At 34.3% G+C, this 20,344-nt stretch carries 25 protein-coding genes and 5 tRNA genes; 28 read left to right on the top strand and 2 right to left on the bottom strand.

The genetic code is table 11. The features are described from left to right. Window positions 1–45: 45 nt before the first annotated feature. On the top strand, window positions 46–1,236 hold the full coding sequence (locus ACQ654_RS07550; RefSeq protein WP_430409711.1) for a DUF1501 domain-containing protein: 1,191 nt from the start codon (window positions 46–48) through the stop codon (window positions 1,234–1,236). Between the two features lie 20 nt (window positions 1,237–1,256). On the opposite strand, the gene ACQ654_RS07545 is transcribed toward ACQ654_RS07550, so the two are convergent. Continuing rightward, window positions 1,257–1,415 (bottom strand): hypothetical protein, encoded by a 159-nt coding sequence (locus tag ACQ654_RS07545; RefSeq protein ID WP_430409710.1) that lies wholly within the window; start codon window positions 1,413–1,415, stop codon window positions 1,257–1,259. A gap of 152 nt (window positions 1,416–1,567) precedes the next feature. Here ACQ654_RS07545 and ACQ654_RS07540 point away from each other — a divergent pair, with 152 nt between their 5' ends. From ACQ654_RS07540 to ACQ654_RS07525, 4 genes are all read left to right on the top strand, one after another. Then, a complete protein-coding gene (locus ACQ654_RS07540; protein ID WP_430409709.1) occupies window positions 1,568–2,134 on the top strand; it encodes a TlpA disulfide reductase family protein in 567 nt (188 codons plus the stop codon). Between the two features lie 12 nt (window positions 2,135–2,146). Beyond that, on the top strand, window positions 2,147–2,815 hold the full coding sequence (locus ACQ654_RS07535) for a thioredoxin family protein (protein ID WP_430409708.1): 669 nt from the start codon (window positions 2,147–2,149) through the stop codon (window positions 2,813–2,815). A gap of 248 nt (window positions 2,816–3,063) precedes the next feature. After that, window positions 3,064–3,375, top strand: a complete 312-nt coding sequence (locus ACQ654_RS07530; RefSeq protein WP_430409707.1) for a rhodanese-like domain-containing protein — start codon at window positions 3,064–3,066, stop codon at window positions 3,373–3,375. Between the two features lie 10 nt (window positions 3,376–3,385). Beyond that, window positions 3,386–3,784, top strand: a complete 399-nt coding sequence (locus ACQ654_RS07525; protein WP_430409706.1) for a rhodanese-like domain-containing protein — start codon at window positions 3,386–3,388, stop codon at window positions 3,782–3,784. Window positions 3,785–3,789: 5 nt separating this feature from the next. Here the strand turns inward: ACQ654_RS07525 and ACQ654_RS07520 are convergent, their stop codons facing one another. Then, a complete protein-coding gene (locus tag ACQ654_RS07520) occupies window positions 3,790–4,650 on the bottom strand; it encodes a peroxiredoxin family protein (protein WP_430409705.1) in 861 nt (286 codons plus the stop codon). Window positions 4,651–4,809: 159 nt separating this feature from the next. On the opposite strand from ACQ654_RS07520, the gene ACQ654_RS07515 reads away from it, so the two are divergent. The 23 genes from ACQ654_RS07515 to rplL all read left to right on the top strand — a co-directional run bounded on the left by ACQ654_RS07515 (window position 4,810) and on the right by rplL (window position 20,322). Continuing rightward, a complete protein-coding gene (locus ACQ654_RS07515; protein ID WP_430409704.1) occupies window positions 4,810–6,090 on the top strand; it encodes a DUF2851 family protein in 1,281 nt (426 codons plus the stop codon). 92 nt (window positions 6,091–6,182) lie between these two features. Continuing rightward, on the top strand, window positions 6,183–6,410 hold the full coding sequence (locus ACQ654_RS07510; RefSeq protein ID WP_430409703.1) for a PspC domain-containing protein: 228 nt from the start codon (window positions 6,183–6,185) through the stop codon (window positions 6,408–6,410). Between the two features lie 50 nt (window positions 6,411–6,460). Beyond that, window positions 6,461–7,420, top strand: a complete 960-nt coding sequence (locus tag ACQ654_RS07505; RefSeq protein WP_430409702.1) for a potassium channel family protein — start codon at window positions 6,461–6,463, stop codon at window positions 7,418–7,420. A 115-nt stretch (window positions 7,421–7,535) separates the two neighbouring features. Beyond that, window positions 7,536–9,122 carry an alanine/glycine:cation symporter family protein gene (locus ACQ654_RS07500; RefSeq protein WP_430409701.1) on the top strand — a complete coding sequence of 529 codons (1,587 nt, stop codon included), beginning with the start codon at window positions 7,536–7,538 and terminating at the stop codon, window positions 9,120–9,122. Between the two features lie 18 nt (window positions 9,123–9,140). Then, window positions 9,141–9,350 carry a hypothetical protein gene (locus ACQ654_RS07495; protein WP_430409700.1) on the top strand — a complete coding sequence of 70 codons (210 nt, stop codon included), beginning with the start codon at window positions 9,141–9,143 and terminating at the stop codon, window positions 9,348–9,350. 88 nt (window positions 9,351–9,438) lie between these two features. Then, window positions 9,439–10,548 (top strand): ComEA family DNA-binding protein, encoded by a 1,110-nt coding sequence (locus ACQ654_RS07490; RefSeq protein ID WP_430409699.1) that lies wholly within the window; start codon window positions 9,439–9,441, stop codon window positions 10,546–10,548. Between the two features lie 22 nt (window positions 10,549–10,570). Next, window positions 10,571–11,737: an acyl-CoA dehydrogenase family protein gene (locus tag ACQ654_RS07485; protein WP_430409698.1), complete on the top strand. Its 1,167-nt coding sequence runs from the start codon at window positions 10,571–10,573 to the stop codon at window positions 11,735–11,737. Between the two features lie 422 nt (window positions 11,738–12,159). Beyond that, window positions 12,160–13,545, top strand: coding sequence for an alpha-amylase (locus tag ACQ654_RS07480; protein ID WP_430413008.1), 1,386 nt, complete (start codon window positions 12,160–12,162; stop codon window positions 13,543–13,545). A 259-nt stretch (window positions 13,546–13,804) separates the two neighbouring features. Continuing rightward, entirely contained in the window at window positions 13,805–13,999 is a 195-nt protein-coding gene (rpsU, locus tag ACQ654_RS07475; protein ID WP_046758270.1) for a 30S ribosomal protein S21, read from the top strand. A gap of 173 nt (window positions 14,000–14,172) precedes the next feature. Then, on the top strand, window positions 14,173–15,060 hold the full coding sequence (locus ACQ654_RS07470) for a tyrosine-type recombinase/integrase (protein WP_430409697.1): 888 nt from the start codon (window positions 14,173–14,175) through the stop codon (window positions 15,058–15,060). Window positions 15,061–15,104: 44 nt separating this feature from the next. Continuing rightward, window positions 15,105–15,404, top strand: a complete 300-nt coding sequence (gene hpf, locus ACQ654_RS07465) for a ribosome hibernation-promoting factor, HPF/YfiA family (protein ID WP_430409696.1) — start codon at window positions 15,105–15,107, stop codon at window positions 15,402–15,404. 94 nt (window positions 15,405–15,498) lie between these two features. After that, a tRNA-Thr gene (locus tag ACQ654_RS07460) sits at window positions 15,499–15,572 on the top strand. A 122-nt stretch (window positions 15,573–15,694) separates the two neighbouring features. Next, window positions 15,695–15,776 (top strand) — tRNA-Tyr (locus ACQ654_RS07455). 11 nt (window positions 15,777–15,787) lie between these two features. Next, a tRNA-Gly gene (locus tag ACQ654_RS07450) sits at window positions 15,788–15,860 on the top strand. A 13-nt stretch (window positions 15,861–15,873) separates the two neighbouring features. After that, window positions 15,874–15,945 (top strand) — tRNA-Thr (locus ACQ654_RS07445). Window positions 15,946–16,004: 59 nt separating this feature from the next. After that, window positions 16,005–17,192 (top strand): elongation factor Tu, encoded by a 1,188-nt coding sequence (tuf, locus tag ACQ654_RS07440; RefSeq protein WP_430409695.1) that lies wholly within the window; start codon window positions 16,005–16,007, stop codon window positions 17,190–17,192. Between the two features lie 62 nt (window positions 17,193–17,254). After that, window positions 17,255–17,327 (top strand) — tRNA-Trp (locus ACQ654_RS07435). Between the two features lie 16 nt (window positions 17,328–17,343). Then, complete coding sequence (gene secE, locus ACQ654_RS07430) at window positions 17,344–17,547, top strand: preprotein translocase subunit SecE (RefSeq protein ID WP_430409694.1); 204 nt, start codon at window positions 17,344–17,346, stop codon at window positions 17,545–17,547. Window positions 17,548–17,571: 24 nt separating this feature from the next. Next, the gene (nusG, locus tag ACQ654_RS07425; protein ID WP_430409693.1) at window positions 17,572–18,123 is read left to right on the top strand and encodes a transcription termination/antitermination protein NusG; all 552 of its coding nucleotides are present in this window, start codon (window positions 17,572–17,574) and stop codon (window positions 18,121–18,123) included. A gap of 72 nt (window positions 18,124–18,195) precedes the next feature. After that, window positions 18,196–18,633 carry a 50S ribosomal protein L11 gene (rplK, locus tag ACQ654_RS07420; RefSeq protein WP_430409692.1) on the top strand — a complete coding sequence of 146 codons (438 nt, stop codon included), beginning with the start codon at window positions 18,196–18,198 and terminating at the stop codon, window positions 18,631–18,633. 12 nt (window positions 18,634–18,645) lie between these two features. After that, a complete protein-coding gene (gene rplA, locus ACQ654_RS07415; protein WP_430409691.1) occupies window positions 18,646–19,335 on the top strand; it encodes a 50S ribosomal protein L1 in 690 nt (229 codons plus the stop codon). Between the two features lie 25 nt (window positions 19,336–19,360). Continuing rightward, window positions 19,361–19,882, top strand: a complete 522-nt coding sequence (rplJ, locus tag ACQ654_RS07410; RefSeq protein ID WP_430409690.1) for a 50S ribosomal protein L10 — start codon at window positions 19,361–19,363, stop codon at window positions 19,880–19,882. 65 nt (window positions 19,883–19,947) lie between these two features. Beyond that, on the top strand, window positions 19,948–20,322 hold the full coding sequence (gene rplL / locus ACQ654_RS07405) for a 50S ribosomal protein L7/L12 (RefSeq protein WP_430409689.1): 375 nt from the start codon (window positions 19,948–19,950) through the stop codon (window positions 20,320–20,322). Window positions 20,323–20,344 lie beyond the last annotated feature (22 nt).

Below are 20,344 nucleotides of genomic sequence, written 5' to 3'. Positions count from 1 at the left end.
TTTGAAGAGATTCCCATTTTCATGGGAATACAAAACAAGTTTTGTATGAAAAGAAGAGATTTTTTAAAACGAACATCATTGGCAAGTACAGCGTTATTTTTGCCAAAATTTTTATCAGGATTCAACTTAATTGATGAAGCAATTGCTACTGGGAAAAAGTTAGTCATCATTCAGCTTTCTGGTGGAAACGATGGTTTAAATACTGTTGTTCCGTTTCGAAATGATATCTATTACAAAAATCGTCCAGCATTGGCGCATCAAAAAAGTAATTTAATTGGCATTACGGACGAAATTGGTTTTCACGAAAGTTTGATCGCGCATAGCAATTTATACAATGAAGGAGAATTGTGTATCATAAATAATGTTGGGTATCCAAACCCGAATCGTTCACACTTTAGAGCAACCGATATTTGGCACACCGGAAGTGATGCAGACGAATATTTACAATCGGGTTGGATTGGTCGTTATTTGGATGCTTCCAAAAGTAAATCGTTAGATGCGATAGAAGTTGATGATACATTGTCATTGATTATGAAAGGAGAACATACAGACGGAATTGCCACTAAAAACCCAAATATTTTTTACAAAACCACACAAGCGCCGTATTTTAAAAAAGTAGTGGAACATCATAACGATACACATTTAAGTGAACACAATTTAGGCTATTTATACAAAACGATGGTGACAGCTTCGTCTTCTGCAAAATACATTTATGAAACTTCAAAAACATACGCGTCAAAAACGACGTATCCAGCAAATGGATTCTCAAAACAATTGAAGCAAGTTGCGCAGTTTATAAATTCAGGATTGCAAACGAAAGTGTATTATACTTCGCTTGGCGGATTTGATACACATGCCAATCAGGCGAATAAACAAAAGCGTTTATTAAAAGTATATGATGATGCAATGGAAGCTTTTATCAAAGATTTAAAAGCGCAAGATTCGTTTAAAGACACGTTAATTTTAACCTTCTCAGAATTTGGAAGACGTGTACAACAAAACGCGGCTAACGGAACCGATCACGGAACGGCGAATCAAGTATTTTTAATTGGAAATCAATTGAAGAAACAAGGTTTTTACAATCCGATGGCAGATTTGAGTAATTTAGATTCGAATGGAGATTTGAAATATGATATTGATTTTCGAGAGATTTACACGTCTGTACTTAATAATTGGTTGGATATTGATGCTAAAAAAATAATACGCAAACCGTTTTCTGATTTGCGTATTATCTGATCTAATTCATATTTGTTTCGTTATGCACAACATTGTACACGTGAACCAACGTGGCAGTAACTAATTTCAGTTCCTGGTCTAATATCATCGTCATTTCTAGCAAGTCCTCCAATGACAGTATTTAATGTTGAAACAATACGTTTGTTAAGTTTGATTGTTTTAAGATTTCTTTTTTTCATGATCTAAAATTTTAGTTAAATTTCAAGTTACAAAAGTAAATTTCAAGCAGTTTACGGTAAAACCATATTTGTAAGCAAATAGCAAGTTAAATTTTGTTAAAGAAAGTTTCATCAAATCTAGTTTTTGTATTTTTAAGCTGAAAATTATAATCATGCTACAAAAAAGTATTCTTATCATAATTTGTATAGTATTTTTTTCGTGTAAAAACGAACCAAAGACAACAAATACCGTTGGCGTAAACACAACTACAAAAACGGAAGCGAAAGCTAATGCAACATCCAAATCAGAACCGGAAACGACGAATTCAGAAATTCCAGTTTTAAATTTTGATCAGTTTGAAAAGTATCTCAACATTGAAGATGATAATATTCATGTAGTGAATTTTTGGGCAACTTGGTGCGCACCTTGTGTAAAAGAATTGCCCTATTTTGAAGCTGTAAATGCTCAATATAAAGACAAAAATGTACAAGTATTATTAGTGAGTTTAGATTTCAATCTCAAGAAATTGAATTCATTCTTAGCAAAAAACGAATTAAAATCTGAAAAGGTTTTACTCGACGATCCCGATCAAAATGCTTGGATTCCAAAAGTATCAGAAAAATGGTCAGGCGCAATTCCGGCAACGGTTATTTATGGAAAAGGAAAACGAAAATTCTATGAAAAATCGTTTACGCAAGAAGCATTAGAAAGTGAACTTAAAAATTTTATAAACCAATAATAAACCCGCAAAATGAAAACATTAAAATTAGCAGTAGTAGCCATACTTTTCATGACTTTTTCATGTAAGGATAAAAAGAAAGAAGATACAACTGATGCGAAAATAGTTGCTGAAAATGTAGAAAAACCAAACAAAGAAGTAACAAATGGTTACAAAGTTGGTGATATCGTAAAAGATTTTTCATTGAAAAATGTAGATGGAAAAATGGTCTCAATGTCAGACTTTGCAAAAGCAAAAGGTTTTATCATTACATTTACATGTAACACGTGTCCGTATTCTGTAGCATACGAAGATAGGTTGATTGCATTGGATAAAAAGTACGCAAGCAAAGGTTATCCTGTAATTGCCATAAATCCAAACAGTCCAGAAGCACGACCAGATGATAGTTTTGAAGCAATGCAAGTACGCGCTAAAGAAAAAGGATTTACGTTTCCATATATTTTTGACGATGGGCAAAAAGTATATCCAGTATTTGGAGCAACAAGAACGCCACACATGTACGTAATTGCAAAAACTCCTAAAGGAAATGAAGTAAAATATATTGGCGCTATTGACAACAATCATAAAGATGCGTCTGCAGTTACAAAACGCTATGTAGAAGATGCAGTTGATGCCTTGTTAGAAGGAAAAGCAGTTGAGGTAACTACGACGAAAGCTATTGGTTGTTCAATAAAAGTATAAGTACTCAATTTAACAATGATTCGTAAGCGTCAATTCGAGTGTTTTTTCTATTGCGATAGTGAATTGAAAAAATATATCGAGAATAGCTGAAAAAATCTTAAATAGTTTAAAACTATACATATTAATAAAGGCATAACTTTTGCCTGTGAAAACCCGAAGTACTACACTTCGGGTTTTTTATTGAAGAAAATATTCTGAAAAAGTTTAACTTTGAAAACAAAACAACAAACAACTATTTACAAAAAGCTATGGCAGATTTAACACAACAAGAATGGCAAGAGCAACTTGCAAACGATACAAACGCAGTAATCCTTGATGTTCGTACACAAGATGAAGTTGACGAAGGACACATTCCGAATGCGAAACATATAGATATCTTTTTAGGACAAGGTTTTATTGATGAAGTTAAAAAACTAGACAGTTCTAAAAACTACTATGTGTATTGTAGATCTGGAGGAAGAAGTGGACAAGCATGTGCTGTAATGAACAGCATAGGTTTTGAAAATGCCTATAATCTTATGGGAGGATTTTCAGAATGGGAAGGCGACAAAACGAACTAAAATCATTCGTATGAAATTTTCAAAACTAACTTTTAAGCTGTTTATGTTGTCTTCAATTTTTTCCTTTTTCAGTTGTTCCAATGGTCCAAAAGAGAACAATGTTTCAGTTACAGAACTTCATGAAATATTAGCAAATGAAGCTGTAACCGTTTTAGATGTTCGAACGCCAGAAGAAATTGCACAAGGAAAAATTACAACAAATGCATTGGAAGCAGATTTTTTTGAAGATAATTTCATAGACGAAGCAACTTCAAAAATTTCCAAAGACGAAACCATTTATGTGTATTGTAAAGGTGGAAGAAGAAGCGCAAAAGCGGTTGTAAAACTTCGCGAATTAGGCTACACGAAAACTTTTAATGTAGAAGGCGGCATCAAAGCGTGGAAAGCGGAAAGTTACGAAGTAGAATGATAAAATCACACATTTGTATCAATCACTTTGAGCAATTCTGAAGGTTCAGGACGAACTCTATAATTATCAGTTTGATTGGTGTAAATAATTTTTTCTTCAGAATCGGTAATAATAATTGTTGGCAGAATAGTATCAGCTTTAAATCCAAAAATTTGGAATCCGACAGGCAATCCATTCTTTACAAAAATGTCTAATTGTTTGGCAACTTTTCCATCAACATCTACTAAAAATTGAAAATCTAACGAATGTTTTTCAGTTAGTTTCTTACTGAAATCATGTGGTTGCGAACTTATAAAAACTGTATTAATGTTTCTATCGGTGAGTTCTTCATGTTTGGAAACCATTTCTTTAATCTGAGCCATACAAAACGGACACCAATTTCCTCTATAAAAAATATAAATACTTGGTGTTCCTGCAAAATGATCGCTGGTAACTTCTTCACCTACACTATTTTCAAAAACTAATTTAGGTAACAGTTGTCCTGTTTTTAAAATCGTATGCTCTTGTGAATTTCTTTCTTGAAAAAACGAATACCAAACCAAATACAAAACCCAACAAAACGTTAGTAGAAAATTGAAAAACGTACAAGCTAGCCGAATATCTTCATATAAGTTTCCTGCAATAAAACTTAAAATACACCCAAGAAACACTAAAAATGTATAGGCTTTTAAGATATAATCTGTACGTGGAATTGGTTTGATAAAAACCCTGGCAAAGAAAAAAACGATACTTGCCGCCGTCATAAAATGTGCCATATGTTGAACCGTTATTCCTGACCTAAATAAATGGATCAAACTATCTATCATTCCTATCAATGCAAGTGTAGGAAAAGCAACAATGAAAATAGACTTATTTAGGGAGTTCATTTAAAAAAAGATTCTAGTCTCTTTAGGTTTCAAAAAAAATTGTACATTACAATGTATAAAATAAAAAGTAAATAAAGTATATTTTTATACTATAAATCTTACAAAGAATATTAAATCTCTTTTCCCCATTGAAATTATTAAACATTAATAATTATCTATATGACTGTAAAAGAGGATTTTCTATATCACTTATGGAAATTTAGCAAGCTTCAATTGCAAAAATTGCATACTTCCAACGGTGAAGTTATTCAAATTATTAACCTAGGCACACACAATCTGCATGCAGGTCCTGATTTTTTCAATGCGCGCATCCGAATCGGAAATCAATTGTGGGCAGGAAACGTGGAAATGCACGTAAATGCTTCTGATTGGTTCGTGCATCATCATGAAAAAGACAAGAATTATGACAATGTAATTTTGCATGTAGTTTGGAATCATGATATTGAAATTCATCGCAAAGACAATTCAGTAATTCCAACACTAATCTTAAAAAAATATACGAAATTAACACAAATTCACAACTATGTAAGTTTACTAAATACGCCCAAAAAGTGGATCAATTGCGAAGCAGATTTTCCTGTAGTGTCGGAATTTCAACTCAGCAATTGGATTGAACGTTTGTATATAGAACGCTTGGCGCGAAAAGCTTCGGAAATAGCGCAACTTGTACAACAAATGCAGTACGATTGGGAAGCAATTTTGTTTCAATTATTGGCGAAAGGTTTTGGATTAAAATTGAATAGTGAAGCGTTTTTTGAAGCATCTCAAACAATCGATTTTTCTATCATTCGGAAACTAAGTAGCAATCAAACAGCGTTAGAAGCGTTTCTATTTGGAAGTTTCGGATTGCTTTCGGAAGAAATAATAGAAGAAATCTATCATTCAAGCTTGCAAAAAGAGTTTACATACGTTGCAAATAAATTTAATTATAAACGGAAAAAACATCTTCCAATACAATTTTTTAGAACGCGTCCTGCAAACTTTCCAACCATTCGAGTTTCGCAACTTGCCATGTTATATCATCAAGAAACAGCGTTATTTTCAAAATTAATTGCATCAACTTCAGTAGCCGAAATGCACCGTATTTTACAAGTAGCAACTTCTACATTTTGGGAAACACATTACACCTTTGAAAAAAGTTCGCCAAAGCGTAAAAAAGTAGTTTCCAAAAAGTTTATAGCGATTTTACTAATCAATACAATTCTTCCTTTAAAATATAGTTATGAAAAATATTTAGGGAAATCGCCAATTGAATCAATTTTAGCGTTACTAAAAACTATTGAACCTGAAAAAAACACCATCATTCAAAAATTTTCGGAAAAAGAAATAACTATTGATAATGCTTTGCAAACACAAGCATTGTTAGAATTAAAGAAAAACTATTGCGATCAGCAAAAATGCTTGCAATGTGCCATTGGAAATGTACTTGTACAGTCGTAATATCTTTTTAAAAATATATAAGAAATGTTTATATAAAAAATTTTATCTTGCAATAAATGTATAGGGCAGCGTAAATTCAAAAAAAAAGAGCAATGAAATTCATCTATAAATTACGTTACTTTTTTGAAAAACACGGTTTCGGAGCGTTGTCACGATTGGCAGAACGCTTAGGGATGCGTGCAAAAAATGTACGTTTATTTTTTATATATGTAACCTTTGCAACTTTCGGTGTCAGTTTTGGGTTATACCTAACTTTGGCTTTTGTATTGCGATTAAAAGATTTAATTTACACCAAACGAACTTCAGTGTTTGACTTATAATTATGTATAGATTTTTCAAGTCAAAATTTTACCTAGCGTTATTTTTACTCATGTTCGTCTTAACAGTCGGAGCAATCGGTTTTAGATTGGTGTCAAATGCAAGTTGGATTGATGCTATATACATGACCATCATTACAATTACTACGGTTGGTTTTGAAGAAACAGTTCCTTTAGATGATAATGGAAAGATATTCACAATAGTTTTAATCATCATCAGCGTTTTCGTATTTGCGTATGCAATTTCGGTAATCACAGAATACATACTCAGTAGAAGCTCTTTAAAAAACATTATACAACGTACGACGTTAAAAAAAATCAAACGCATGGAAAATCATATCATTATTTGTGGATTTGGACGAAATGGAAAGCAAGCCGCCGAAAAACTAATCATGCACAATCAGGAATTTGTCATCATTGAAAAAGATAGAGACATTATTGAACGCTATGAAGATTTTGACGGATATTTTGTCGAAGGAAACGCAAGTGAAGATGAAGTATTACTTAGAGCAGGAATAGAACAAGCAAAATGTTTAATTACGGCACTTCCAAGTGATGCAGATAACTTATTTGTCGTATTATCGGCACGTCAGATCAATGAAAAATTGTTGATTATTAGTAGAGCTTCAGAAGAAACATCCTATAAAAAATTAAAGCTTGCTGGTGCAGATAATGTAATCATGCCAGATAAAATTGGAGGAGAACATATGGCTTCTTTAGTAGTTGTCCCAGATTTGGTTGAATTTATTGACAATCTATCAATAAGTGGCGGCAATACCACAAATGTGGAAGAAATAAAAATAGAAGATATCACTACGCCTAACAGTACAATAACGCTTAAAGAGTTGGATTTGCGAAAGTATACTGGTTGTACAGTTATTGGCTATAAGACACCGAAAGGAGAATATATCATCAATCCTGAAGCAGAGTTAAAATTAGCAGAAAATTCTAAAATTATTGTTTTAGGTCGCCCAGAACAAATAGCATTACTCAAAGAAAAATACGATCTCTAACAAACGTCGAAAAATCTTATTTAACGTGCTAAAACTTGATTAAGCAATTTTTTTTTAGCATCTTGCTGATCTTAAAAAATACCCAACATAAATATTAACTAACTGACATCATATTATGAAGAAATATCTTCTATCATTATTAACAATCTTATTACCAATACTAACCTTTGGGCAAGAAGTCACCGACAAAGGACTCGATCAACGAATCGATGAAGGATTCGGCTGGGCAACAGGTTGGTTTGTAGACTTTATATTTTACCAAATACCATTTACTGAAGACGTTAAAGTATTTTGGGTATTATTTCCACTAATAATTGGAGCTACATATTTTACAATATATTTTAAGTTTATTAACTTCAGAGGTTTTTTTACCTCAATAAATATTGTTAGAGGAAAGTATGATGATATCGATCAACATGGTGCTGAAGATACTGAATTAGCAATGGATGGAGATATCTCTGATACGATTAGAGATGAAAGTCAAGAAGGAGAAGTTTCACATTTCCAAGCCTTAACAGCAGCATTATCAGCAACTGTAGGTTTAGGAAATATTGCAGGTGTAGCCATTGCAGTATCTATTGGTGGAGCAGGAGCAACATTCTGGATGATTATTGCAGGATTCTTAGGAATGGCATCTAAGTTTGTAGAATGTACACTTGGTGTAAAATATAGAGACATTGGAGAAGATGGAACGGTATATGGTGGACCAATGTATTATCTAACTAAAGGACTAAAAGCAAAAGGGCTTGAAGGTCTCGGAAAAGTATTAGCTGTATTATTTGCAATCTTCGTAATTGGAGGTTCGTTTGGTGGAGGAAATATGTTCCAAGTAAATCAAGCATTTCAATTAGTTGAAAACATTACAGGTGGAGAAGAATCTTTTCTACACGGATATGGTTGGGCATTTGGTTTCGTAATGTCTGTACTTGTAGGTATTGTAATTATTGGAGGAATTAAGAAAATTGCCAAAGTAACGGACAAAATTGTACCATTTATGGTAGTAATTTATGTAGCTGCTTCATTATTTGTAATATTTGCAAATGTTGGTATGGTAGGTGATGCATTTGCTCAAATCTTTAATGGTGCATTTAGCCCTGAAGGAATTGCTGGTGGTGCTATCGGAGTATTAATTCAAGGGTTTAGACGTGCAGCATTTTCGAATGAAGCAGGTATAGGTTCATCTTCAATTGCACATTCAGCAGTAAAAACAAAATACGCAGCGAGTGAAGGTATGGTTGCTTTATTAGAGCCATTTATTGATACAGTAGTTGTGTGTACAATGACAGCTTTAGTATTAATCATTACAGGAACGTTAGCTACTGGAGGACCATCTAACGATGCAGAAGCAATTTTAATGACTTCTGGAGCATTTGGTAGTGTAATTAGCTGGTTCCCGTATGTATTAACGGTTGCAGTTGTATTATTTGCATTTAGTACAATGATTTCATGGTCGTACTATGGTTTCCAAGGTTGGGCATATTTATTTGGAAGAAGCAAAAGAGCTGAGTATACCTATAAAATTGTTTTCTGTATTTTCGTAATCATTGGTGCGGCGGCAAGTTTAGGTTCTGTAATTGGATTCTCAGACGCGATGATTTTTGCAATGATGATTCCAAACATGATTGGTCTTGTATTACTAGCACCAAGAGTAAAAGAAGAATTGGTGAAATACATGACAGCAATCAAAGAAAGAAAATCTTAACTTTAAATTTTATTTATTATGAAAAAAAGTAGTTTTAAAGGACTAAACCTAAACAAAAAAACAGTCTCTAATTTAAAAAGCATTCAAACAATTAGAGGTGGAGCATCTGACTCTCCTACAATATGTCAAGTTTGCGATCCAGGACCAATTGATATTCCTACGTTTGATTTTCCAACAATTAACGATAGCTGTTTTTCTTGGTGTAGAGATAAGTGTAATGATTTTTAAAATCATTTAATGTTTCCCTTTAAACTCAATATATAGAATAATAAACCCAAAAATACTCATGTAACGATTCACTAAAAAAATCGAAAACATGAAAAATATCAAGTCCCACTTCAAATTTGCAACAGCAGAGCGAAGTGGGATTTTGTGTATACTATTCCTAATATTTTGTATGCAAGGAATCTACTTTTACACAAATCCCACAAAAGCTCCACAACTATTTGCAACTGCAGAAGTCGCCATCTACCAACAACAAATAGATTCACTCAAACTACTTGCAATTGAAACGCGAAAACCTAAAATATTTCCGTTCAATCCAAACTTTATCTCCGATTACAAAGGGTTTACGTTGGGAATGTCCACAGCCGAGATTGACAAATTGCACAAATTTCGCAAAACCAACAAATATGTAAACTCCGCCAAAGAGTTTCAAACAGTGACAAACGTTTCTGATTCTTTACTAAACGTACTACAGCCGTATTTCAAATTCCCCGAATGGGTAACCAACAAAAACAAGAAAAAGCGAACATATATACCAAATAAGTATGTGAAAAAAGAAGAAATCATTCTAGAAAAAATTGATCTCAACAAAGCAACGATAAAAGAACTTCGAAAAGTATACGGTATTGGAGAAAAACTATCAGCTCGAATCGTAAAATACAGAGCAAAACTTGGCGGATTTGAAACAAAATCTCAATTAGATGATGTATATGGCTTAAAGCCAGAAGTAATTCAGAAAGTCTGGAAGCGTTTCTATTTAGAAGCGTCAAATGAGTTTTCAAAAAAAGAAGAAATCATTCTAGAAAAAATTGATCTCAACAAAGCAACGATAAAAGAACTTCGAAAAGTATACGGTATTGGAGAAAAACTATCAGCTCGAATCGTAAAATACAGAGCAAAACTTGGCGGATTTGTAGTAAAATCTCAACTAGATGATGTATATGGCTTAAAGCCAGAAGTGATTCAGAAAGTCTGGAAACGATTCTACCTAAAATCACCAACGATCGTTAAAGTGAATGTCAATACATGTTCGTTGCAAGAGTTGATAAAAATTCCATACATAAACTATGAACTCGCAGATGAAATACTAAACGAACGAATACTTCGCGAAGGATTTAAAACTTTTGAAGAATTGACAAAAATTCGCAACTTTCCACTAAAGAAAATCGAGATAATTGAATTATATTTGTCAATTCAATAAAAAAACACAAAAATTGCCATATATGGAAAGTATGTATTTTAATGAAGAACATCAACTTTTTAGAGAAAGTCTAAGAGATTTTTTAAAGAAAGAAGTCGTTCCTCACATTGACAAATGGGAGAAAACAGGAACAATAGAACGCTTCATTTGGGAAAAATTTGGTGAAATGGGATTCTTCGGAATAGCATATCCTGAAGCATATGGCGGAATGGACTTAGATCTGTTCTACACAGTCATACTTTTAGAAGAACTGCAGCGCATCAATTCTGGCGGATTTGCCGCGGCAATTTGGGCACATGCATACTTAGCAATGACGCATGTAAACAAAGAAGGAAGTCATGAGATAAAAGAAAAATATCTTACGGCAAGCATCACCGGAGAAAAAATAGGATGTTTATGTATTACAGAACCTTTTGGTGGATCGGATGTAGCAGGAATGCGAACAACGGCTGTTAAAAAAGGGGACAAATATGTAATCAACGGCTCCAAAACATTCATCACAAACGGATTGTATAGCGATTACTTAGTAGTTGCAGCAAAAACAAACCCAGAACTAGGAAACAAAGGAATCAGTATCTTCATTATGGATAGAGATACGCCAGGAATTTCTGCTACCAAACTTGATAAACTAGGTTGGAGAGCTTCTGATACTGGAGAAATTGCCTTTGACAATGTTGAAATTCCACTAGAAAACCTAATGGGAGAAGAAAACATGGGATTCCCATACATCATGCAACACTTTGCGTTGGAACGATTAATTATGGGAATTAATGCACATGCTAGAGCAGCATATGCCATAGAATACACCTTACAATACATGTCGGAACGACACGCATTTGGAAGAACTATTGACAAATTCCAAGCTTTACGTCATACAATGGCTGATTTGGCTTCGGAAATGGAAGTATGTAAAACATTCAACTATGCTGTAGCTTACAGGTTAGACAAAAAAGAATATGTTGTAAAAGAAGCAACCATGTCCAAACTGCAATCAACAAAAATGGCAGACAATGTAATCTATCAATGTTTACAAATGTTAGGTGGATACGGTTACATGGAAGAATATCCATTAGCACGTATGTTGCGCGACAGTCGCTTAGGGCCAATTGGTGGTGGAACGTCCGAGATACTTCGTGAAATCATTGCAAAAATGATTATTGATAAAAAAGACTACAAACCAGCGACATAAATTGATTGGAGTCATTTTTATCAAAAATTCTTTTTTTTTATCATCGATAAAAAAGACTACAAACCAGCGACATAAATAGTGGTATGAAGTTCTATTGTCACTTTGAGTGATTTTCTGTCATATTGAGCATTATTTTGAAATCAAAATATATTTTGACTGAAAATAACTAGCGTAGCTATCGAAATAGGCAGGAAATAGTATAGAGAAGTACTTCCAAAACAAATATTCACAATTAAAATACATCATAAAAAAGATCACTTTAACGAGTGATCTTTTTTTGTTTTACAGAATATGAAGCGCAAAATGAGTACGGTAAAACCATACAAGTCATAAACTTATCAACACGAAAACGTTTTCGCAAAACGCATCATTATTGTTCTCTAAAATAAAAAGCTACATTGAAGAAAACTTTAACCAAAAACATGATGAAAGCAAACAAAATTTTATACTTCTTACTGATAAGTTTATTCTTCATAAGCTGTTCAAATGATGAAGTACTTCAAGAAAAAGAACAAAGTGCAACAGAAACGAAAGAACCTGTAACTACAGCAAAAAACAGATCCAACTTAAAACCTTTAGGTTCTGGAGTTATGATGCAAGCATTCTATTGGGATGTGCCAGCAGGTGGAACTTGGTGGAATGTTGTCAAAGGAAAAGTTGCCGATTGGAGCAATGCCGGAATCGACGCTATTTGGCTTCCGCCAGCATCCAAAGCGCAAAACGGACCATTCTCTATGGGATACGATCCATTTGATTACTTCGATTTTGGTGAATACAACCAAATGGGAAGCGTAGAAACTCGTTTTGGTTCAACGACCGAATTACAAAGTCTTATCAATACTGCACATACAAACAGATTAAGCGTAATTGCAGACATTGTACTAAATCATAACAGTGGAGGAAACAGTGAATACAATCCATTCAAAGGAACAAACACGTACACAGATTATCAGCCAATGTCAGGAATGTTCAACAGAAGTTATTATGACTTTCACCCAAATGATGTACAAGCAAATGATGAAGGTGTATTTGGAGGATTCGCAGATCTATCACACACAAAAAGTTATGTGCAAGATTGGCTTTGGAGAAATCCAAACTCCGTAGCAAAATACTATAAAAACTTCGGTTTTGACGGTTGGCGTTTTGATTACGTAAAAGGATTTGCTCCATGGGTTGTAAAAGATTGGAAAAATGCTGTTGGCGGATTCTCTGTTGGAGAATATTGGGACGGAAATGCTGCAACACTCGATTGGTGGGCAGGACAAGCAGAAGTAAGCGCGTTCGATTTTGCATGTTACTACAGAATGCGAGATGCATTTCAAGGAAACAATCTAAACAGACTAAATGACGACATGTTATGGAAACGAAACGCATCAAAAGCAGTAACCTTTGTAACAAATCATGATACGGACGAAATCGTCAACAATAAAATATTAGCATATGCGTACATTCTAACACATGAAGGATATCCAACCATATTCTACAAAGATTACGAAGATTGGTTAGACAAAAACAAACTAAACAACCTTATCTGGATTCACAACAATTTAGCCAGCGGAAACACATCTATTCTGTATACAGATAATGATGAATATGTAGCAAGAAGAAACGGCTACAACAGTGCAGGAATAGTTGTGTATATAAACAACTCTAACAGCTGGCAAGAGCGTTGGGTAGAAACCAATTGGTCAAACACGCGCATCAAAGACTACACAGGTCATTCAAATTGGGAGCCCGTAACACAAGGAGGAAAATGGGTTAAAATTCAAGCGCCGCCAAAAAGTTATACTGTTTGGTCTGTAAAATAATCTAAAAACGTTCAAAACTTTACGGTAAATAATTAATATAGTAATGAGGGCATTACGCAATAAAAAAATTGCGCCCGCGCTTTCGGCAGTCGCTTTTTTAAAAACTGTCATTCCTGCGAAGGCAGGAATCCACTTTTCAAAAAGAGCTTCAACAAAGCCTCTATCGCTAATGCAAAAATAAAACGACAATCTATTTGAAATTAAAAAATAGTCTGTATATTTGCATCCACAAAATCTAAAAGAGAGGAGGTTAAGTACTATGTTAATTATACCAGTAAAAGAAGGAGAAAATATAGACAGAGCGCTGAAACGTTTCAAAAGAAAATTTGATCGTACAGGAGGAATGCGTCAACTTAGAGCAAGAAAGCATTTCACAAAGCCATCAGTAGCTCGTAGAGCGCAAATACAAAAAGCGCAATACATACAGCACCTTAGAGATCAAGAAGAAATTTAAGATGCTCTCAACAACATTAAAAAGGTTTCCAATTTGGAAACCTTTTTTTATGCGTATAATTTTAATCTCACAAAACTTTAGTAAATTTAAACGAACAAACAAATCAACAAAACTCCAAAACTAGTCACATCGAGCGCAGTGGAGATGAAAACCCAAAACCCAAAACCCAAAAAATGACCTTCACTTCCTTCATAGAATACTTAAAGCTTGAAAAAAACTATTCAGATCATACGATTACTGCGTACAAAAAAGACCTATCTATGTTTGCTGAGTTCTGTAAAGAAGAATATGAAGATGACAATATAAAAGATGTTCATTACGTTCAAATCCGAAATTGGATTGTTGTTTTGGTAAATAGTGGGTTGCAAAATAGTACCATAAATCGTAAAATATCTTCACTCAAAACATATTACAAGTACTTGCTCAAAACAAAACAAATAAAAGTAAATCCTTTAATAAAACACAAAGCGTTAAAAACAGCTAAAAAAATACAAGTTCCTTTCTCAGAAAAAGAAATGAATACGGTTTTAGTCGAAACTGAACATGAAAATACATTTGAAAGTATTCGAAACACAACCATTATTGAAATGTTATATGCTACAGGTATGCGTCGCGCTGAACTAATCAATCTAAAACAATCGGACATTGACTATTCGGCAAAAACAATTAAAATACTCGGAAAAAGAAACAAAGAAAGAATAGTGCCACTATTACAAAAACTAGAAAGCCAGCTAAAACAATACAATACATACCGATTAGAAATTGATACAGACAAAAAGGATGAATTATTTTTAACCTCTAAAGGAAATAAAATGTATCCGACTCTTGTTTATCGTCTAATAAATGATTATTTTAGTATAGCATCTACAAAAGTAAAAAAGAGTCCGCATATTCTTAGACATACATTTGCAACTCATTTACTCAACCAAGGTGCAGACTTAAATGCTGTAAAAGAATTACTTGGTCATGCTAGCTTAGCTTCTACACAAGTATATACACATAACAGTTTAGCCGAACTTAAAAATGTATATGCAAAAGCACACCCTAGAAACAAAAAGTAATCTCTTAAAGTATAACCTAAAAAATAACCTTTAAAATGTCGCGTATGAAAGTAAACATGCAGTCCGTGAACTTTACGGTAGATCGTAAATTAGTAGATTTCATTCAAAGAAAAATGGATAAGCTTGAAAATTACTATGACAAAGTAATAGATGCTGACGTGTATCTAAAAGTAGAAAATACAAGTGTAAAAGAAAATAAAATAGCTGAAGTACGAGTAAATATTCCCGGTGATGATATTATGATGAAAAAACAATGTAGAACATTTGAAGAAGCTATTGATGAAGCCTCAAAATCCCTCCAAAGAGCATTACTGAAAAGAAAAGAAAAAATAAGAACACATTGATCAATAAAAATTTTTGAAAAATTGTTTTGATTAAATAAAATAATCTATACATTTGCAGTCCGTTAGAAATAGCGGACTTTTTTTATGAGCAAAAGCCGATGTAGCTCAGCTGGCTAGAGCAGCTGATTTGTAATCAGCAGGTCGTGGGTTCGAGTCCCTCCATCGGCTCAAAAAAAGTAAATGCACGGAAAGTTTGAGGTAGTATAGCTATTTAATGACTGAAAGTGATTCTGAGTGAAGTTGATTAAGGCAACTTAATTAATTGAAAATTGAAATATTGAATTTTTATTGGGGAGATACTCAAGCGGCCAACGAGGGCAGACTGTAAATCTGCTGACTACGTCTTCGCAGGTTCGAATCCTGCTCTCCCCACTAAATAAAAAGCGAAAGTAGCTCAGTTGGTAGAGCGTCAGCCTTCCAAGCTGAATGTCGCCGGTTCGAACCCGGTCTTTCGCTCTATATATTTCTTGCCGATGTAGCTCAGGGGTAGAGTGTTTCCTTGGTAAGGAAGAGGTCACGGGTTCAAATCCCGTCATTGGCTCACAGAATGTATAAATTGAACACTAATATATAACTAAGATTAAAAAAAATTATTAAATCATGGCAAAGGAAACTTTTGATCGTTCCAAACCGCACTTAAATATTGGTACTATTGGACACGTAGATCACGGTAAAACTACTTTAACAGCTGCTATTACTAAAGTATTAGCTGATGCTGGTCTTTCTGAAGCAAGAGATTTCGATACTATCGATAACGCTCCTGAAGAAAAAGAAAGAGGTATTACAATTAATACGTCGCACGTTGAATATCAGACAGCAAACCGTCACTACGCGCACGTTGACTGTCCAGGTCACGCCGATTATGTAAAGAACATGGTAACTGGTGCTGCTCAAATGGATGGAGCTATTCTAGTAGTAGCTGCAACAGATGGACCAATGCCACAAACTCGTGAGCACATCTTATTAGGTCGTCAGGTTGGAATTCCAAGTATCGTTGTATTTTTAAATAAATGCGATATGGTAGATGATGAGGAATTATTAGAGCTTGTTGATATGGAAGTAAGAGATTTACTTTCTTTCTATGAGTATGATGGAGATAACGGACCTGTTATCCAAGGATCTGCTTTAGGAGCCTTAAATGGTGAGCAAAAATGGGTTGACACTGTAATGGAATTGATGGAAGCTGTTGATAGCTGGATCGAATTACCAAAGCGTGATGTTGAAAAAGATTTCTTAATGCCAATCGAAGATGTATTCTCTATTACAGGTCGTGGTACTGTTGCAACTGGTCGTATTGAAACTGGTGTAGCTAACACAGGTGATGCTGTTGAGATCATTGGTATGGGAGCTGAGAAGTTAACTTCTACAGTAACTGGAGTTGAGATGTTCCGTAAAATCCTTGATAGAGGTGAAGCTGGAGATAACGTAGGTATCTTATTAAGAGGTATTGAGAAAACTCAAATTTCAAGAGGTATGGTAATCTGTAAGCCAGCTTCTGTAACTCCACATGCTAAGTTTAAAGCTGAGGTGTATGTATTGAAAAAAGAAGAAGGTGGACGTCATACTCCATTCCACAATAACTACCGTCCTCAATTTTATGTTCGTACAACGGATGTAACAGGAACTATTACTTTACCAGAAGGTGTTGAGATGGTTATGCCAGGAGATAACTTAACAATTACTGTTGAGTTATTAAATACTATCGCGATGAACGTAGGTTTACGTTTTGCAATTCGTGAAGGTGGTAGAACTGTTGGAGCAGGTCAAGTAACTGAAATTTTAGACTAAAAATTAGTCCTTAAATATATAGTAGAGGTGTCCCGTTTTTCGGGACGCCTTTTTATAAAAATACGGGTTTAGCTCAGTTGGTAGAGCACTGGTCTCCAAAACCAGGTGTCGGGAGTTCGAGCCTCTCAACCCGTGCTAATAAAATCACAATATGGCTGGTATAGTAAATTATGTTAAAGAATCTTTCGAGGAGTTAAGAAGCAACGTGACTTGGACAAGTTGGTCTGAAGCACAGCGCTTAACTATAGTTGTAGCTATCTTTTCTATCTTGTTTTCACTGGCAATATGGGGCGTTGATACAGCCTTCTCAAAATCATTAGGTTTGGTATATGAATCTGTATTAGGCGGCAATTAATCACTCTCAAAAATTATACTTATTATGGCGGATTCTAATGTAAAGAAATGGTATGTTGTGAGAGCTGTCAGTGGACAGGAAAATAAAGTGAAAGCTTATATTGAAAGCGAAATAGTAAGACTTGGTCTGCAAGATTATGTAGAAGAAGTTTTAGTTCCAACGGAAAAAGTAATTCAAATCCGTAACGGGAAAAAAGTAAATAAAGAAAGAGTGTACTTTCCAGGGTATATTATGATCAAAGCTAATATTGCTGGTGAAGTAACACATGTTATAAAATCTGTTACAAATGTGATTGGTTTCTTAGGAGAAGTAAAAGGAGGAGATCCTGTTCCATTAAGACAATCTGAAGTGAATAGAATGCTAGGTAAAGTGGATGAATTAGCTGTTAAAACAGATAATGTTGCAATTCCTTTTACACTAGGTCAAACAATAAAGGTAATTGATGGTCCTTTTAACGGTTTCAACGGAACTGTAGAAAAAATCAATGAAGAAAAACGTAAGTTAGAAGTAATGGTGAAAATTTTTGGAAGAAAAACTCCATTAGAGTTAAGTTACATGCAAGTAGAGAAAATATAATTGTTACACATTATATATACGTAAACATTTTTAGCTTCCAATTAAAAGTGTTGTACATTTAAAAACAAGAAAATGGCAAAAGAATTAAGTAAAGTAGTTAAGCTACAAGTTAGGGGAGGTGCAGCGAATCCGTCGCCACCGGTTGGACCCGCTTTAGGTGCTGCCGGAGTTAATATCATGGAGTTCTGTAAGCAGTTTAATGCTAGAACACAAGATAAACAAGGGAAAGTAGTACCAGTTGTTATTTCTGTATACAAAGACAAATCTTTTGACTTTGTAGTGAAAACAGCGCCAGCGGCAGTTCAGCTAATGGAAGCGGCAAAGATTAAAAAAGGATCAGGAGAACCAAACCGTAAAAAGGTAGCAAGCGTTACTTGGGATCAAGTAAGAGCAATTGCAGAAGACAAAATGGTAGACTTAAATGCGTTTACAGCTGAGTCAGCAATGAGTATGGTTGCAGGAACTGCAAGATCTATGGGATTAACAGTATCTGGAGATAAACCTTTTTAAATCTAAGAGAAAATGGCACGAGTAACAAAAAAGCAAAAAGAAGCTTTAGCTAAAGTAGACAGAAACAAATTGTATTCTGTTACAGAAGCATCAAGCTTAGTGAAAGAAATAACAAATGTAAAATTTGATGCGTCTGTAGACCTTGCTGTTAGATTAGGTGTTGATCCACGTAAAGCTAACCAAATGGTAAGAGGAGTGGTAACATTACCACACGGAACAGGTAAAGATGTTAAAGTTTTAGCATTAGTAACTCCAGACAAAGAAGCAGAAGCTACAGAAGCAGGAGCTGACTTTGTTGGATTAGATGAATTCCTTCAAAAAATTAAAGGCGGTTGGACAGATGTTGATGTAATTATCACAATGCCAAGCGTTATGGGTAAATTAGGTCCTTTAGGTCGTATTTTAGGGCCAAGAGGTTTAATGCCAAACCCAAAGACAGGAACTGTAACAATGGATGTAGCAAAAGCCGTAAGTGAAGTGAAAGCTGGTAAAATTGACTTTAAAGTTGATAAAACTGGAATCGTTCATGCAGCAATAGGAAAATCTTCATTCACAGCAGACAAAATTGCAGGGAATGCAAATGAATTATTACAAACGTTATTAAAATTGAAGCCAACTGCGGCAAAAGGTACATACATAAAAAGTATTTATATGTCTAGTACAATGAGCCCAAGTATTGCTGTTGATCCAAAAACAGCTTAATTGGTAGTTAAAACAGATTTTTATCATGACTAAAGAAGAAAAATTAGTAGTAATAGAAGAATTAACTGCACAGTTAGCCGATAATACAAATATTTACTTAACAGACATCTCTGGTTTAAATGCTGAAGCAACTTCAGACTTAAGAAGAGCATGTTTTAAAGAAAATATCAAACTTGCAGTAATTAAAAACACATTGCTTGCAAAAGCAATGGAAGCTTCTGAAAAAGATTTTGGAGAACTTCCTGAGGTATTAAAAGGAAACACTTCATTAATGCTTTCAGAAACAGGAAACGCTCCTGCAAAACTAATCAAAGAGTTCAGAAAGAAAAAGAAAGCTGAAAAGCCAATTTTAAAAGGAGCTTTTATTGAAACAGCAGTTTTTGTTGGAGACGATCAATTAGATGCATTAGTAAATATCAAATCTAGAGAAGAGCTTATTGGAGAAATCATTGGATTATTACAATCTCCTGCTAAGAACGTTGTTTCTGCACTTCAATCTGGAGGAGGAAAACTTGCTGGTATCTTAAAAACATTATCTGAAAGATAATTCAAAAAGTACGCACTTAATAAAACAAATATTTAACAAACACATTATTTTTAAAACGATAGAAAATGGCAGATTTAAAAGAATTCGCAGAACAATTAGTTAACCTTACTGTAAAAGAAGTTAACGAATTAGCAGATATATTAAAAGATGAGTACGGTATTGAGCCTGCTGCAGCTGCTGCTGTAGTTGCTGCTGGACCTGCTGCTGACGCTGACGGTGGAGATGAGCAAACTGAGTTTGACGTAATCTTAAAAGCTGCTGGTGGATCTAAATTAGCAGTAGTTAAATTAGTAAAAGAATTAACAGGTTTAGGTCTTAAAGATGCTAAAGGAATTGTTGATTCTGCACCTGCTGCAATCAAAGAAGGAGTATCTAAAGATGAGGCTGAAGGTCTTAAAGCATCTTTAGAAGAAGCTGGAGCTGAGGTTGAGCTTAAGTAAGCTTACCAAGCTATAAAAACTT

It is taken from the genome of Kordia sp. (genome assembly GCF_965283645.1).
Classification (GTDB): domain Bacteria; phylum Bacteroidota; class Bacteroidia; order Flavobacteriales; family Flavobacteriaceae; genus Kordia.
Note: the sequence above shows the minus strand (reverse complement) of the source record. Positions and strands in the feature narration are given on the sequence as shown.

Bases quoted from the DNA above. Each gene is read 5' to 3' on its own strand.
- ACQ654_RS07540 (WP_430409709.1), top strand. From the start codon at position 1,568: ATGCTACAAAAAAGTATTCTTATCATAATTTGTATAGTATTTTTTTCG.
- ACQ654_RS07470 (WP_430409697.1), top strand. From the start codon at position 14,173: ATGACCTTCACTTCCTTCATAGAATACTTAAAGCTTGAAAAAAACTAT.
- ACQ654_RS07525 (WP_430409706.1), top strand. From the start codon at position 3,386: ATGAAATTTTCAAAACTAACTTTTAAGCTGTTTATGTTGTCTTCAATT.
- rplL (WP_430409689.1), top strand. From the start codon at position 19,948: ATGGCAGATTTAAAAGAATTCGCAGAACAATTAGTTAACCTTACTGTA.
- rplA (WP_430409691.1), top strand. From the start codon at position 18,646: ATGGCACGAGTAACAAAAAAGCAAAAAGAAGCTTTAGCTAAAGTAGAC.
- ACQ654_RS07515 (WP_430409704.1), top strand. From the start codon at position 4,810: ATGACTGTAAAAGAGGATTTTCTATATCACTTATGGAAATTTAGCAAG.
- ACQ654_RS07495 (WP_430409700.1), top strand. From the start codon at position 9,141: ATGAAAAAAAGTAGTTTTAAAGGACTAAACCTAAACAAAAAAACAGTC.
- ACQ654_RS07520 (WP_430409705.1), bottom strand. From the start codon at position 4,650: ATGAACTCCCTAAATAAGTCTATTTTCATTGTTGCTTTTCCTACACTT.
- ACQ654_RS07510 (WP_430409703.1), top strand. From the start codon at position 6,183: ATGAAATTCATCTATAAATTACGTTACTTTTTTGAAAAACACGGTTTC.
- hpf (WP_430409696.1), top strand. From the start codon at position 15,105: ATGAAAGTAAACATGCAGTCCGTGAACTTTACGGTAGATCGTAAATTA.
- secE (WP_430409694.1), top strand. From the start codon at position 17,344: ATGGCTGGTATAGTAAATTATGTTAAAGAATCTTTCGAGGAGTTAAGA.
- ACQ654_RS07545 (WP_430409710.1), bottom strand. From the start codon at position 1,415: ATGAAAAAAAGAAATCTTAAAACAATCAAACTTAACAAACGTATTGTT.
- rpsU (WP_046758270.1), top strand. From the start codon at position 13,805: ATGTTAATTATACCAGTAAAAGAAGGAGAAAATATAGACAGAGCGCTG.
- tuf (WP_430409695.1), top strand. From the start codon at position 16,005: ATGGCAAAGGAAACTTTTGATCGTTCCAAACCGCACTTAAATATTGGT.
- ACQ654_RS07480 (WP_430413008.1), top strand. From the start codon at position 12,160: ATGATGAAAGCAAACAAAATTTTATACTTCTTACTGATAAGTTTATTC.
- ACQ654_RS07535 (WP_430409708.1), top strand. From the start codon at position 2,147: ATGAAAACATTAAAATTAGCAGTAGTAGCCATACTTTTCATGACTTTT.
- ACQ654_RS07500 (WP_430409701.1), top strand. From the start codon at position 7,536: ATGAAGAAATATCTTCTATCATTATTAACAATCTTATTACCAATACTA.
- ACQ654_RS07485 (WP_430409698.1), top strand. From the start codon at position 10,571: ATGGAAAGTATGTATTTTAATGAAGAACATCAACTTTTTAGAGAAAGT.
- rplJ (WP_430409690.1), top strand. From the start codon at position 19,361: ATGACTAAAGAAGAAAAATTAGTAGTAATAGAAGAATTAACTGCACAG.
- nusG (WP_430409693.1), top strand. From the start codon at position 17,572: ATGGCGGATTCTAATGTAAAGAAATGGTATGTTGTGAGAGCTGTCAGT.
- ACQ654_RS07530 (WP_430409707.1), top strand. From the start codon at position 3,064: ATGGCAGATTTAACACAACAAGAATGGCAAGAGCAACTTGCAAACGAT.
- ACQ654_RS07490 (WP_430409699.1), top strand. From the start codon at position 9,439: ATGAAAAATATCAAGTCCCACTTCAAATTTGCAACAGCAGAGCGAAGT.
- ACQ654_RS07505 (WP_430409702.1), top strand. From the start codon at position 6,461: ATGTTCGTCTTAACAGTCGGAGCAATCGGTTTTAGATTGGTGTCAAAT.
- ACQ654_RS07550 (WP_430409711.1), top strand. From the start codon at position 46: ATGAAAAGAAGAGATTTTTTAAAACGAACATCATTGGCAAGTACAGCG.
- rplK (WP_430409692.1), top strand. From the start codon at position 18,196: ATGGCAAAAGAATTAAGTAAAGTAGTTAAGCTACAAGTTAGGGGAGGT.